Here is a 13,372-nt window from a genome sequence, read left to right as displayed (position 1 = left end):
TGGTGCCGGCGATGGCCGGCAGGAAAACTCAAGAAGCCAGTGGCGATACTTGCCAAAGCCCGTTCTGCTGAATCAATTGCCGGTCGCAGTCCGCATCACGGGCGGCGGCCAAAGGTTGCCCAGGCAAAGCCTGAACGACACGCTGACCCTCACTGCGCAACTGGCAAACCTGCTGCCAGAGTGCCGCATCCGTACTGTCAGGCATCCAGATACCGCCAGACGGTAGCTCGATCTCAGCACGCCCCAGGGTCACCAGGGTTTTCAAATCGGTGGAAAAGCCGGTCGCTGGACGGGCGCGACCGAAGTCGGCACCGATGTCGTCGTAACGACCGCCCTGAGCGATGGACTGGCCAACGCCCGGTACGAACACCGCAAACACCACACCGGTGTGGTAGTGGTAGCCACGCAGCTCGCCCAGATCGAAGTACAACGGCAGCTCCGGGAAGCGCGCCGACAGACGCTCGGCGATCGCCAGCAAGTCTTCCAGTGCCGCCAGAACCGGCGCCGGCGCATTGGCCAGACGCTCGCGGGCAGCGCTCAATACTTCACGGCCGCCACACAGGTCGACCAGCGCGCGCAGCATGCCGGACAAGTCGGCCGGCAAGCCTTCGGTCAAGGTAATGACCTCGTCGATGGCCTTGCGTTGCAATGCATCGAACAACTGCTGCTCGACTTCACCGGACAGACCGGCGGCACGTGCCAGACCACGGTAGATGCCGACATGACCGAGGTCCATGTGCACGTCCGGCACATCGGCCAGTTGCAACATGGCCAGCATCAGGCTGATCACTTCAACGTCGCTGCTCGGGCTGGCATCGCCGTACAACTCGGCGCCCAACTGAATCGGGCTGCGCGAGGACGACAGTGCACGCGGCTGAGCGTGCAGCACGCTGCCGGCATAGCACAGACGGCTCGGGCCTTCGCGACGCAGGGTGTGCGCATCGATGCGCGCCACTTGCGGCGTGATGTCGGCACGGAAACCCATCTGCCGGCCCGACTGCGGGTCGATGACCTTGAAGGTACGCAGATCCAGGTCCTGGCCCGCGCCGGTCAGCAGGGATTCCAGGTACTCGATATGGGGAGTCACGACAAACTCGTAACCCCAGCTCTGGAACAGATCCAACACCTGACGACGCGCGACTTCAATGCGCGCCGCTTCCGGTGGCAGTACTTCTTCGATGCCATCTGGCAGCAGCCAGCGGTCTACCGTTGCCATTACGCCATTCCCCTTTGATCCGGGCGGCCAGCCTGCGGGCGAGCCTTGAGTGAAGCAGAAAATGACTGAACCGTTCAAAACGCACGCGCATGAACGACGCGGCGAAAGGCCTGTTAGCGGCTTCGCCCATCACTTTCCTCGAAATACTCTCGGGCCATTCAACCCGATGCCTGCAACAAAAAACAGCAATCAAACGTGCAGACGCAAAAAAGCCGGGAATTTCCCGGCTGCCGCATCATACACACGTTTTCCCAAAGGATCACCCCGCCCGAGGTTTTAGCCGCCGGGCGGAATGATTCAGGTCAACGGCGTATCAAGGCTTGGCTTTTTCCAGGTAGTGGAAAAAGTCGCTGCTTGGGTCGAGGACCAATACGTCGGATTTGTTCGCGAAGCTTTCACGGTAGGCGCGCAGGCTACGGTAGAAACTATAGAACTCCTGATCCTGACCGTAGGCCTTGGAGTAGATCGCAGCGGCCTGGGCATCACCGTCACCGCGAACCTCTTCGGATTCACGATAGGCTTCAGCCAGCAGCACGCGGCGTTGACGATCGGCGTCAGCACGGATGCCTTCCGCCAGCTCGTTACCCTTGGCGCGGTGCTCGCGAGCTTCACGCTCACGCTCGGTGCTCATACGTTCGAACACGCTGCGGTTCACTTCTTTCGGCAGATCGATGGTCTTGACCCGGACATCGACGACTTCGATACCCAGCTCTTTTTCCGCCATTTTGTTCAGCGATGCGGTGATGTCAGCCATCAGTGCATCACGCTCACCCGACACCACTTCGTGCAGGGTGCGCTTACCGAACTGGTCACGCAGACCGGATTCCAGACGACGGGACAGACGCTCGTCAGCGATTTGCTTCAGACCGGAAGTCGCGGTGTAGAAGCGCTCGGCATCTTTCACGCGCCACTTGGCATAAGCGTCGACCATCACGGCTTTCTTTTCCAGGGTCAGGAAACGCTGTGTCGGTGCATCCAGCGTCATCAGACGTGCGTCGAATTTACGCACCTGGTTAACGTAAGGCACTTTCACATGCAGGCCTGGCTGAACATCGGCCTGAACCACACGACCGAATTGCAGCAGCACCGCACGCTCGGTCTGAGCGACGATGTAGAAGCAGTTCCAGCCCACCAGGACCACAACGACGCCAACAATAAGGGCGATCAGCGATTTATTGCTCATCAGCGGGTCTCCCTTGTACGCGACTGCGGCAGGTCAGTGACATGCGGCGTGACGTCCGTATTGTTGCTGGCGGCAGCCGAACCGGTGACCGGTGCATTGCTGCCCGAACTGTTCTGAATCATCTTGTCCAACGGCAGGTAAAGCAGGTTGCTCTGGCCGTTTTTGTTACCGGTCACGAGTACCTTGCTGGTGTTGCTGAAGACTTCCTGCATGGTGTCCAGGTACAGACGCTGGCGGGTGACTTCAGGTGCCTTGCGATACTCGGCGACCAGCTTGGTAAAGCGATCAGCCTCACCCTTGGCGCGCGAGACCGTTTCGTCACGGTAACCGTTGGCATCTTCAAGGATGCGCTGGGCCTGACCACGGGCTTCCGGCACGACGCCGTTGGCGTAGGTTTCAGCCTGGTTGCGCGAACGCTGCTCGTCTTCACGGGCGCGAATCACGTCGTCAAAGGCTTCCTGCACTTCACGCGGTGCCGCTGCGCTCTGCACGTTGACCTGAGTAACGGTGATACCGGTGCGATAGGTATCGAGGAAACGTTGCAGACGCTCCTTGATTTCGCTGGCCATCAATTCACGACCTTCGGTCAGCACCTGGTCCATGGCGGTGGAACCCACCACGTGGCGCAGGGCGCTGTCGGTCGCATGTTGCAGGCTGATTTCCGGCTGATCGACGTTCAGCACGAAGTCCTGCAGGTTGCTGATCTTGTACTGCACGGTCAGCGGCACTTCGACGATGTTCTCGTCTTCGGTCAGCATCTGGCCCTGCTTGGTGTAGGCACGCTCACGCGTGACGTTTTCCATGTACTTTTTGTCGATCGGCGGGAAGTAGATGTTCAGGCCCGGGCCGACAGTCTCGTAGTACTTGCCGAAGCGCAGCACCACGGCTTGCTCCTGCTCGTCCACTACGTAAACCGCGCTGTACAGCCAGACAGCCGCCAGCACAACGAGGCCGATGCCGAGCAAACCGCCGAAGCCGCCACTGCTCTTGCCCGAACCACCGCCATCATCACCACGTTTCTTACCACCACCGAACAACCCGTTCAGGCTTTCCTGCAGCTTTCGGAAGGCCTCGTCGAGATCCGGTGGCCCCTTGCGGTCGCCGTTATTGCGGCGTTTGCCACCCCAAGGATCCTGATTATTCGAGTTGCCACCCGGCTCATTCCAAGCCATAGCGCTCTCCATCTGATAAAGCAAAGACGCACCCACGGCGCGCCGACCAATGCTACAGAATGCCTGCCGTTGCGGCACAACCGCTTTGTCAGGCTTTTATTGCAAAGTGTGTTGCTCGATGAACTCCATCGGCTGCAATCCTTCGCGGCTTACCAGTCGATTCAACTCGACCCGGGGCAAACGAACGGCCAGCAAACTGATGCCTTCTTCGTCGTGTTCTTCTTTCTGTACCGCGCCGAGCTCGAAAAACTGCGCACGCAGTCGGGCGAATCGTTGCGGCAAACGCAGGGTACCGACAAACAAATCACTGCCAAGTAATTCGGCGATGGCTTGTTCAAGCAACTCCAGACCACTGCCATCTCGCGCCGACAGCCAGACCCGCTGGGGCTTGCCGTTTTCGTCGCGCTGGATTTGTGGCTCAACGCCTTCAAGCAAATCGAGTTTGTTATAGACCTCGAGGATCGGCAAGTCCTGGGCACCAATCTCGCCCAGTACCACCATCACCTGCTCGATCTGCAACATGCGATCCGGTTCGGCCGCATCGATCACGTGCAACAACAGATCGGAATTGCTCGACTCTTCGAGGGTAGACCGAAATGCCTCGACCAGCTTGTGCGGCAAGTGACGAATGAAACCCACCGTGTCAGCCAGAACGATCGGCCCCAGGTCGTCAAGCTCCAGACGGCGCAAGGTCGGGTCCAGCGTGGCGAACAATTGGTCGGCCGCGTAGACGTCGGATTTCGTCACGTTGTTGAAGAGAGTGGATTTGCCGGCGTTGGTGTATCCCACCAGAGAAACGGTAGGAATATCCGCGCGGGAACGACCGCGTCGCGATTGCTCGCGCTGACTGCGCACCTTCTCCAGCCGGCCCTTGATCTGACGCAGGCGCACCCGCAGCAGACGGCGGTCGGTTTCCAGCTGGGTTTCACCCGGACCGCGCATGCCGATACCGCCACCCTGACGCTCAAGGTGAGTCCAGCCGCGAACCAGCCGGGTGCTCATGTGGTCAAGCTGGGCCAGTTCGACCTGGAGCTTGCCTTCATGGGTACGCGCGCGTTGGGCAAAAATATCGAGAATCAGACCGGTACGGTCGATCACGCGACACTCGAAAACACGTTCGAGGTTACGTTCCTGACTGGGCGTGAGGATGTGATTGAAAATCACCAGATCGGCTTCTTCAGCCTTGACCAGGTCGCGCAACTCCTCGACCTTGCCGCTGCCGATCAGAAATTTGGCGGTTGGCCGATGACGCGGCACGTTAAAAAACGCAACGGTCTCGGCGCCGGCCGAATTAGCCAATTCCTGAAACTCCTGCGGATCTTCGCGCGCCTCAGGGTCCTGTCCATCCAAGTGAACGAGGATCACTCGTTCACCACCACCGTGGCGCTCAAAGAACAAAGGAGACTCCTATCAGGCGTTACCTGGCTCAGCGTCACCTGCTTCGGATTCGGTTGCGCTAGGCAGACGAATTGGACGAACCGGCACTACTGTCGAGATAGCGTGTTTGTAAACCATCTGGCTTACGGTGTTTTTCAGCAGGATCACGAACTGGTCGAACGACTCGATCGTGCCTTGCAGTTTGATACCGTTGACCAGGTAGATGGAAACCCCAACTTTCTCTTTACGTAAAGTATTCAAGTAAGGGTCTTGTAGCGAATGCCCTTTTGACATGTGCCGCACTCCTTTAAGGATTCAATAATAAAAAATAGGTAATTCAGATGGCTTTGGCCGCCACACCCCCAAGGATAGACGGCAATTGCAAGGACTCAGCTCAATATGGAGATGGTCCCAAGGTATTTCAAGGCGCGTGGCAGATTGTCGCAATCAAGACTGTCCAGCCAGTGTAGATCTTCCCAGCTGCGCAGCCAGGTGAACTGGCGTTTGGCCAACTGGCGCGTGGCGATGATGCCGCGCTCCTGCATTTCGGCTAACGTCAGCTTGCCATCCAGGTAGTCCCAGACTTGGCGGTAGCCTACCGCACGTATAGACGGCAACCCTGAATGCAGGTCACTTCTTTTACGCAGGGCTACGACCTCGTCGATGAACCCCTGTTCCAACATATTTGTGAATCTTTGTTTAATGCGCTCGTGCAGTACCTGACGATTCGCCGGGGCAATGGCCAAGTTCGCGACAGTATAGGGCAATTGTTGCAGTCCCGAAGCGGCTGCTTCAGTACTTTGCGCAGATTGTTGCTGGCGCAGCTCTGTCATGCTCTGACCGCTGACTCGATAAACTTCCAGCGCGCGACTCAGGCGCTGCGGATCGTTCGGGTGAATCCGCGCCGCTGACACCGGGTCAATGATCGCCAATTGATCGTGCAAGGCTTGCCAGCCAAGGCGTGCAGCCTCTTCTTCGATCTGCGCACGGACCTCGGGATCGGCGGCCGGCATGTCTGCCAGGCCTTCGACCAAAGCCTTGTAATAGAGCATCGTGCCGCCGACCAGCAGCGGAATTTTTCCGCGCGCGGTGATCTCGGCCATGGCTTGCAGGGCATCGCGACGGAAATCCGCAGCCGAATAAGCCTCGGCCGGGTCGAGAATATCGATCAAGCGGTGCGGATATTCGGCCAGCAGTTCTTTCGAAGGCTTGGCCGTGCCAATGTCCATGCCGCGATAGACCAGCGCCGAATCGACACTGATCAACTCGCACGGCAGCACCTTGGTCAGCTCGATGGCCAGATCGGTCTTGCCCGCAGCGGTCGGGCCCATCAGGAAAATCGCTGGAGGAAGCTGGCTCATCAACGACCGCGCAGGAACAGTTTGTCCAGATCGTCCAGGCCCAACTGGGTCCAGGTCGGTCGGCCATGGTTGCATTGACCGCTGCGCTCGGTGTTTTCCATGTCACGCAGCAGGCCGTTCATTTCCGGCAGGGCCAGGCGCCGGTTGGCGCGAATCGCGCCGTGACAGGCCATGGTGCCGAGCAATTCGTTGAGGTGCGCCTGAATCCGGTCGCTGGTGCCGTACTCCATCAGGTCCGACAGCACGTCGCCAACCAGACGGTTGGCTTCGGCCTGCTTCAACAAGGCCGGAATCTGACGAATCGCCAGGGTTTCCGGGCCCAGGCGCTGCAATTCGAAGCCCAGACGCTGGAACCATGCGGCGTGCTCTTCAGCGCAGTCGGCCTCGCGCTGACTGACTGCCAGGGATTCCGGCACCAGCAATGGCTGGCCACTGAGACCTTCGCTGGCCATGGCGATTTTCAGACGCTCGTACATGATCCGTTCGTGGGCGGCATGCATATCCACCAACACCAGTCCTTGAGCGTTCTCGGACAATATGTAGATGCCCTTGAGCTGTGCCAGCGCGTAACCAAGCGGCGGAATATCTTCCTGACCGGCCGGCAATGCGTTGGCATTGGCCTCAGGCAGCGGCGCGAAAAACTCGCGATATGCGGCCTGCGCCTCAGCCGCCGGCGGCACGGCCGATTGCGGACGCGGCGTGTATTGATACTGATAAGCACCGCCGGCGCTGGCACCGGACGAGGTATTGAACGCCGGTTGCGCCTGCGGTTGCTCCAGCAGCGCGTTGGCCGCCAGACGCATTTCACCCTGCGGGCCGAACTCACCGGCATCAAGGCCCGTTGGCCGCACGACGGCTGTGGTCACGGAACCGGCCAGCTGATCTTCCGGTCGCACATCGCCCAACGCACGGTGCAGCGTGCCATACAGGAAGTCATGCACCATGCGCCCGTCACGGAAGCGCACTTCGTGCTTGGTCGGGTGGACGTTGACGTCGACCGCCGCTGGATCAACCTCGAAAAACAGCGCGAAGGTCGGGTGACGGCCGTTGAACAGCACGTCGCGATAGGCCTGACGCACCGCGTGGGCGACCAGTTTGTCGCGCACCGCCCGACCATTCACAAAGAAATACTGCAAATCCGCCTGACTACGGTTGAAGGTCGGCAAACCGACCCACCCCCACAGATGCAAGCCGTTACGCTCGATCTCGATCGGCAGCGCCTGTTCGAGGAAACCCGAGCCACAAATCGCCGCCACACGCCGAGCGCGGGCCGCATCATCGTGGGCCTCGTGCAGGCTGAGGATGGTCTTGCCGTTGTGGCGCAGATGGAATGCCACGTCGAAACGCGCCAGCGCCAGACGTTTGATCACTTCTTGCAGGTGATCGAATTCGGTTTTTTCGGTCTTGAGGAATTTGCGCCGCGCCGGGGTGTTGAAGAACAGATCGCGAACTTCCACCGAGGTGCCGACCGGATGCGCCGCTGGTTGAACCCGGGGCGCCATGTCGCGGCCTTCGGTTTCCACCTGCCACGCTTGATCCGCATCGCGCGTGCGCGAGGTCAGGGTCAGGCGCGCCACGGAGCTGATCGACGCCAGTGCTTCACCACGGAAACCGAGGCTCATCACCTGCTCGAGGTCTTCCAGATTGCGGATCTTGCTGGTGGCGTGACGGGCCAAGGCCAGCGGCAGGTCATCGGCAGAGATGCCGCTGCCATCGTCGCGCACCCGCAGCAACTTGACGCCGCCCTGCTCGACGTCGACGTCAATGCGTTTGGCACCGGAGTCGAGGCTGTTTTCCAGCAACTCCTTGATCACCGAGGCCGGGCGTTCAACCACCTCACCGGCGGCAATCTGGTTCGCCAGCCTTGGGCTGAGCAGTTCGATGCGGGCAGCGGCGTTCAGCACTTCGTTCATTCTTTGGACGCCAGTTCGGTGCCAGGAATGGTCAGGTGCTGGCCGACTTTCAGCTCATCACTTTTCAGATTGTTCGCGCTGCGCAATGTGGCCGGCGACACCTGATAACGCACACCGATCATTGCCAGCGTTTCACCCGGGCCAACACGGTGGTCGCGCGGACCTTGGGCGATCTTGCCAGAATCACGCAGCCAGGCGATGTACGTGCCCGGTGGCGGATTCTGCTGGAAGAACTGACGCACGCCACTGCTGATCGAACGTGCCAGCGCTTGCTGGTGGCTCGATGCCGAGAGCTTGTTCGCTTCATTGGCGTTGGAGATGAAACCGGTTTCGACCAGGATCGACGGGATGTCCGGCGATTTCAGCACCATGAACCCGGCCTGTTCCACGCGCTGTTTGTGCAGCGGCGTGACGCGGCCGATGTTGGTCAGCACTTTCTGCCCGACGTTAAGGCTGGAGGTCAGCGAGGCCGTCATCGACAGGTCGAGCAACACGCCCGCGAGCATGCGGTCCTTGTCGTCGAGGCTGACGTTGCCGGCACCACCGATCAAGTCGGAACGGTTTTCGCTGTCGGCCAGCCAACGGGCGGTCTCCGACGTTGCACCGCGATCAGACAGGGCAAACACCGAGGCACCGAAAGCTGCGGCGGATGGCGCGGCGTCGGCGTGAATAGAGACGAATAAATCCGCGCCTTTCTTGCGGGCGATTTCAGTACGTCCGCGCAACGGGATGAAGTAGTCGCCGGTACGGGTCAGTTCAGCGCGGAAGCCCTTCATGCCGTTGACCTGACGCTGCAGTTCACGGGCGATCTGCAGTACCACGTCTTTTTCACGCTGGCCGCGCGAGCCGGACGCACCCGGGTCTTCGCCACCGTGGCCGGCGTCGATCACGACAATAATGTCGCGCTTGCCGGCCGGGGCTGGCGGCAACTTGATTGCCGGCTCGGTCGGGGTTACCGGCACCGCTGGCACGGTCGCCACCTGCGGCGTTGGCGCAGGCGGCGGTGCGGCGTCGGCCGGGTTGTCGAACAGATCGACCACCAGACGGTTGCCGTACTGCGCGTTCGGCGCCAGAGAGAAGCTTTTCGGGGTGACGGCTTTCTTCAGATCGATGACCACGCGCAGATCGGTCGGCGTACGCTGGGCCGAACGCATTGCGGTGATTGGCGTGTTCGCGGTCTGCACATTCAGCGGCGCACCGAGGGTGGCGCCGTTGATGTCGATCACCAGCCGGTCCGGCGAGGTCAGGGTGAAGACGCTGTGCTGCACCGGGCCGCTCAGGTCGAAGACCAGTCGCGTGTTGTCCGGCGCCCGCCACAGGCGCACGCTGTTGACCTTTGAATCGGCCACAGCGTTGACGGTTACTGCCATCAACAACAGTCCAGCGGCAGCCACCAACGCGCGAAAGCGCATACCTAACCCCATCATTTAATTGGATTCCAATGCCAAAGCGGCACACCAGGCCTCGCCACGCGAGCCCTGGGATAAAATTTTCAGCGAACGCCCGCTGTCTTGCGGACTAATGGTAATGGTCAGGTCAGGCTTTGGCAAAAAGCCTGCACCTTTATCGGGCCATTCGATCAGGCACATCGCGTCGTCTTCGAAGTAGTCGCGGATGCCGAGAAACTCCAGCTCTTCCGGATCGACCAGTCGATACAGGTCGAAGTGGAAAGCGCGGATGTCACCGATCTCGTAGGGTTCGACCAAAGTAAAGGTCGGACTTTTTACCGCACCAACATGGCCCAACCCGCGAATGATGCCTCGCGACAGGGTGGTTTTGCCCATGCCCAGATTGCCTTCGAGAAAAATCAGGCCATGGCCCTGGGTCACGCGGGCGATCCGTGCGCCAAAGTCGCTCATGGCCTGTTCATCGGCCAGGTACAGGGTTACTTCAGACACGGTGCTTGCTCCTCCAACAACTGACGAATGGCTGGAATCAGATCACTGGCCGCCAGCCCACGGCCGAATTTTCCTTGTTGCCTACCGGCATTGGCGTGCAGCCAGACCGCCAGGCAGGCAGCATCGAAGCCGTCCATGCCTTGCGCCAGCAGCGCACCGGTCAAGCCCGCCAGCACGTCGCCGAGTCCGGCGGTGGCCATGGCCGGATGGCCCTGGTGACACAACGCCAGACGTCCATCGGGATGCGCGATCAGACTGCCGGAGCCTTTCAACACCACCACCGCTGTATATTTTTTGCTCAACGCCCGTGCTGCCGCTGGGCGATCCGCTTGCACTTGGGCAGTGCTGATCCCCAGCAAACGCGCCGCTTCGCCCGGGTGCGGGGTGATCACGCAGTCCTTGGGCAACTCGACCAGACCACTGGCCAACAGGTTCAACGCGTCGGCGTCCCAGACTTGCGGCAGTGCTGCGTTGGCTGCCGCCGACAACAGCGCCCGCCCCCAACTGGCCTGTCCCAACCCCGGACCAACCACCAGTACAGAAACTTTCTCCAGCAAACTCATCAACTGATTGGCCGACGAGGTTCCGAGCGCCATGGCTTCCGGCACTCGCGTCAGCGCCGCCGGGACGTGTTCAGGACGGGTTGCCAGCGAAACCATGCCCGCGCCGCTGCGCAAGGCGGTTTCGGTACTGAGCAGGATCGCCCCGCCAAAACCGTGATCGCCACCGATCAACAACACATGGCCGAAGCGGCCCTTGTGCGAAGTCGGGGCACGCGCGGCCAACCGCGGAAGATTAGCCGCGTTGAGCCGTTGCGCGATGACCGGAATGTCACGATAGGTGTCGGCGCTGGCCTGCAGATCATTAAACAGTAAGGAGCCGATGTGATCCGCCGCATCTCCAGTGAACAAGCCGAGTTTCAGCCCGATGAAAGTCACCGTCAGATCGGCTTGCACGGCGACACCCAGTACATGTCCAGTGTCAGCACATAGCCCGGAAGGGATATCAACGGCTGTCACCGGCAAACCGCTGGCGTTGATTGCTTTGATCGCCGACACGTAAGGCTCGTGCACATCCCCGCTCAAACCCGTACCGAGTAATGCATCGAGAATGACCCCGCGCAATTCACTTTGAGCCTGCCAGGCCTGCACCACGACACCTTCTGCCAACGCTGCGGCATGGGCCTGCGCGGCATCGCCCTGCAAACGCTGCGGATCGCCGACCGCCAACACCCGCACCTGCCAGCCGGCTCGCTGCGCCATGACCGCGACCAGATAACCGTCACCGGCATTGTTGCCATGCCCGGCCAGCACCGTCAGCTCAGTCGCCGAAGGCCATTGCCGCACCAACGCTCGCCACGTCGCATGGGCCGCGCGCTGCATCAATTCGAAGCCCGGCGTACCGGCGGCAATCAGCCGTGCATCGAGTTCGCGCACCTGTGCGGCGCCATACAGCGCGTCGGGTAATTCATCTTTCGTGTGCGGCATGCGTCTTCGGGCTCCGATGTCTGGCAGAATTATACGCACCTCAGCTCCGGTTTCTCTCGCCTCATGTCCGCCATCACCACAGACCTGCCCGCCCTCGCCCAATCGATCAAGGATTGGGGCCGCGAGCTGGGCTTTCAGCAAGTCGGCATCAGCGGTCTGGATCTGGCCGAGCATGAGCAGCACCTCGCACGCTGGCTCGAGGCCGGCTACCACGGCGAAATGGACTACATGGGCGCCCATGGCAGCAAACGCTCGCACCCGGAAGAACTGGTGCCGGGCACATTGCGCGTGGTTTCGCTGCGCATGGACTACCTGCCCGGCGACACGCAAATGGCGCAAATGCTCGCGCAACCGGAAAAAGCCTACGTGTCGCGTTATGCCTTGGGCCGCGATTACCACAAATTGATCCGTAAACGTGTGCAGCAATTGGCTGACAAGATTCAGGCGCAGATCGGCCCGTTTGGTTTTCGTGCGTTTGTCGACAGTGCCCCGGTGCTGGAAAAAGCCATCGCCGAACAGGCCGGGCTGGGCTGGATCGGCAAAAACACCCTGGTACTGAACCGCAAGGCTGGCAGTTATTTCTTTCTCAGTGAGCTGTTCGTCGACCTGCCATTGCCGGTGGATGAGCCGCACAGCAGCGAACATTGCGGGCGCTGCACCGCGTGTTTGGATATCTGCCCGACCAACGCGTTCGTCGGGCCGTATGTGCTGGACGCGCGGCGCTGTATTTCTTATCTGACCATCGAACTGAAAAACGCGATTCCCGAAGACCTGCGTCCGCTGATCGGCAACCGCGTGTTCGGTTGCGATGACTGCCAGATCGTCTGCCCGTGGAACCGGTTCGCCAAGCCCTCCGGGGAAAGCGACTTCAAGCCACGGCACAATCTGGACAACGCCGAACTGGCTGAACTGTTCATGTGGGATGAAGACAAATTTCTCAGCAGTACCGAAGGCTCACCGTTGCGTCGGGCCGGGTATGAACGCTGGCTGCGCAATCTGGCCGTGGGACTGGGCAATGCGCCCTCGAGCATTCCAGTACTGGAAGCATTGAAGGCGCGCCGTGACTACCCGTCAGCGCTGGTACAAGAGCACGTCGAGTGGGCGCTGAAGCAGCACGCCCAACGTCAAGGCGCGTCGTTATAGACGAACTTGGGCATTTCCCAGTGGAAACGGATTGCCAGCAGGCGCAGCAGGAAGCCGCCGAACAACGTGATCAGAATCGCCTGCTCGCTCGGTACGTTCAGGTACAGGCAAAGCATGTAACACCACGCCGCCGCGAACGAGACGCTGGCGTACAGTTCACGGCGGAAGATCAGCGGGATGTCGTTGCAGAAGATGTCGCGCAGGATGCCACCGAAGACTCCGGTGATCACGCCGCTGACCGAGGCCACCAGCATGCCGTGGCCCATTTCCAGCGCGGTCATGCAACCGATCAGGGTGAAAGCCACCAGACCCACGGCGTCGAGCACCAGAAACAGCGAGCGCAGATGACGCATCCAGCGGGCGGTGAACACGGTGAACATCGCCGCTACCGAGGTCAGCACCAGGTATTCCGGATGTTTGACCCAGGTCAGCGGGTAATGCCCAAGCAACACGTCGCGCACCGAACCGCCGCCCAACGCCGTGACGCAGGCGATCAGCACCACGCCAAACCAGTCCATGCCGCGACGGCCGGCAGACAGCGCGCCAGTCATGGCTTCAGCGGTGATGGCAATCAGATAGAGCATCAGCAACATGGTGGCGATCCAGGCAGGAAGGCGCGCAG

At 60.6% G+C, this 13,372-nt stretch carries 12 protein-coding genes; 1 reads left to right on the top strand and 11 read right to left on the bottom strand.

The genetic code is table 11. The features are described 5' to 3' along the window. Positions 1–28 precede the first annotated feature (28 nt). The 10 genes from HU718_RS03670 to HU718_RS03625 all read right to left on the bottom strand — a co-directional run bounded on the left by HU718_RS03670 (position 29) and on the right by HU718_RS03625 (position 11,607). A complete protein-coding gene (locus HU718_RS03670; protein WP_007915833.1) occupies positions 29–1,216 on the bottom strand; it encodes an ATP phosphoribosyltransferase regulatory subunit in 1,188 nt (395 codons plus the stop codon). Positions 1,217–1,529: 313 nt separating this feature from the next. After that, on the bottom strand, positions 1,530–2,399 hold the full coding sequence (gene hflC, locus HU718_RS03665) for a protease modulator HflC (RefSeq protein WP_007915830.1): 870 nt from the start codon (positions 2,397–2,399) through the stop codon (positions 1,530–1,532). Beyond that, positions 2,399–3,571, bottom strand: a complete 1,173-nt coding sequence (gene hflK / locus HU718_RS03660) for an FtsH protease activity modulator HflK (RefSeq protein WP_007915828.1) — start codon at positions 3,569–3,571, stop codon at positions 2,399–2,401. Before hflK ends, hflC begins: the two co-directional genes overlap by 1 nt. Positions 3,572–3,667: 96 nt before the next feature. Beyond that, a complete protein-coding gene (hflX, locus tag HU718_RS03655) occupies positions 3,668–4,969 on the bottom strand; it encodes a ribosome rescue GTPase HflX (RefSeq protein ID WP_186612912.1) in 1,302 nt (433 codons plus the stop codon). A gap of 12 nt (positions 4,970–4,981) precedes the next feature. Further along, entirely contained in the window at positions 4,982–5,242 is a 261-nt protein-coding gene (gene hfq / locus HU718_RS03650; RefSeq protein WP_007902656.1) for an RNA chaperone Hfq, read from the bottom strand. 95 nt (positions 5,243–5,337) lie between these two features. Next, on the bottom strand, positions 5,338–6,309 hold the full coding sequence (gene miaA / locus HU718_RS03645) for a tRNA (adenosine(37)-N6)-dimethylallyltransferase MiaA (RefSeq protein WP_150728868.1): 972 nt from the start codon (positions 6,307–6,309) through the stop codon (positions 5,338–5,340). After that, positions 6,309–8,210, bottom strand: coding sequence for a DNA mismatch repair endonuclease MutL (gene mutL, locus HU718_RS03640; RefSeq protein ID WP_175559558.1), 1,902 nt, complete (start codon positions 8,208–8,210; stop codon positions 6,309–6,311). Before mutL ends, miaA begins: the two co-directional genes overlap by 1 nt. Before the next feature lie 8 nt (positions 8,211–8,218). Then, entirely contained in the window at positions 8,219–9,592 is a 1,374-nt protein-coding gene (locus HU718_RS03635) for an N-acetylmuramoyl-L-alanine amidase (protein ID WP_371850959.1), read from the bottom strand. Positions 9,593–9,649: 57 nt separating this feature from the next. Continuing rightward, positions 9,650–10,120: a tRNA (adenosine(37)-N6)-threonylcarbamoyltransferase complex ATPase subunit type 1 TsaE gene (gene tsaE / locus HU718_RS03630; protein ID WP_007915806.1), complete on the bottom strand. Its 471-nt coding sequence runs from the start codon at positions 10,118–10,120 to the stop codon at positions 9,650–9,652. Next, the gene (locus HU718_RS03625; RefSeq protein WP_150707158.1) at positions 10,108–11,607 is read right to left on the bottom strand and encodes an NAD(P)H-hydrate dehydratase; all 1,500 of its coding nucleotides are present in this window, start codon (positions 11,605–11,607) and stop codon (positions 10,108–10,110) included. Before HU718_RS03625 ends, tsaE begins: the two co-directional genes overlap by 13 nt. 63 nt (positions 11,608–11,670) lie before the next feature. Here HU718_RS03625 and queG point away from each other — a divergent pair, with 63 nt between their 5' ends. Next, a complete protein-coding gene (gene queG / locus HU718_RS03620) occupies positions 11,671–12,750 on the top strand; it encodes a tRNA epoxyqueuosine(34) reductase QueG (protein WP_095120634.1) in 1,080 nt (359 codons plus the stop codon). Here queG and HU718_RS03615 read toward each other — a convergent pair. Beyond that, on the bottom strand, positions 12,732–13,343 hold the full coding sequence (locus tag HU718_RS03615; RefSeq protein WP_095120635.1) for a trimeric intracellular cation channel family protein: 612 nt from the start codon (positions 13,341–13,343) through the stop codon (positions 12,732–12,734). The two genes, queG and HU718_RS03615, sit on opposite strands and share 19 nt — an antisense overlap. Positions 13,344–13,372: the final 29 nt, after the last annotated feature.

Source organism: Pseudomonas tensinigenes (assembly GCF_014268445.2).
Classification (GTDB): Bacteria; Pseudomonadota; Gammaproteobacteria; order Pseudomonadales; family Pseudomonadaceae; genus Aquipseudomonas; species Aquipseudomonas tensinigenes.
This window is presented reverse-complemented; position numbering and strand designations above follow the sequence as displayed.

Excerpts from the sequence above, each read along its gene's own strand:
- HU718_RS03670 (WP_007915833.1), bottom strand. The coding sequence starts at position 1,216 with ATGGCAACGGTAGACCGCTGGCTGCTGCCAGATGGCATCGAAGAAGTA.
- hfq (WP_007902656.1), bottom strand. The coding sequence starts at position 5,242 with ATGTCAAAAGGGCATTCGCTACAAGACCCTTACTTGAATACTTTACGT.
- queG (WP_095120634.1), top strand. The coding sequence starts at position 11,671 with ATGTCCGCCATCACCACAGACCTGCCCGCCCTCGCCCAATCGATCAAG.
- hflC (WP_007915830.1), bottom strand. The coding sequence starts at position 2,399 with ATGAGCAATAAATCGCTGATCGCCCTTATTGTTGGCGTCGTTGTGGTC.
- HU718_RS03635 (WP_371850959.1), bottom strand. The coding sequence starts at position 9,592 with ATGGCAGTAACCGTCAACGCTGTGGCCGATTCAAAGGTCAACAGCGTG.
- hflK (WP_007915828.1), bottom strand. The coding sequence starts at position 3,571 with ATGGCTTGGAATGAGCCGGGTGGCAACTCGAATAATCAGGATCCTTGG.
- HU718_RS03615 (WP_095120635.1), bottom strand. The coding sequence starts at position 13,343 with ATGTTGCTGATGCTCTATCTGATTGCCATCACCGCTGAAGCCATGACT.
- miaA (WP_150728868.1), bottom strand. The coding sequence starts at position 6,309 with ATGAGCCAGCTTCCTCCAGCGATTTTCCTGATGGGCCCGACCGCTGCG.
- HU718_RS03625 (WP_150707158.1), bottom strand. The coding sequence starts at position 11,607 with ATGCCGCACACGAAAGATGAATTACCCGACGCGCTGTATGGCGCCGCA.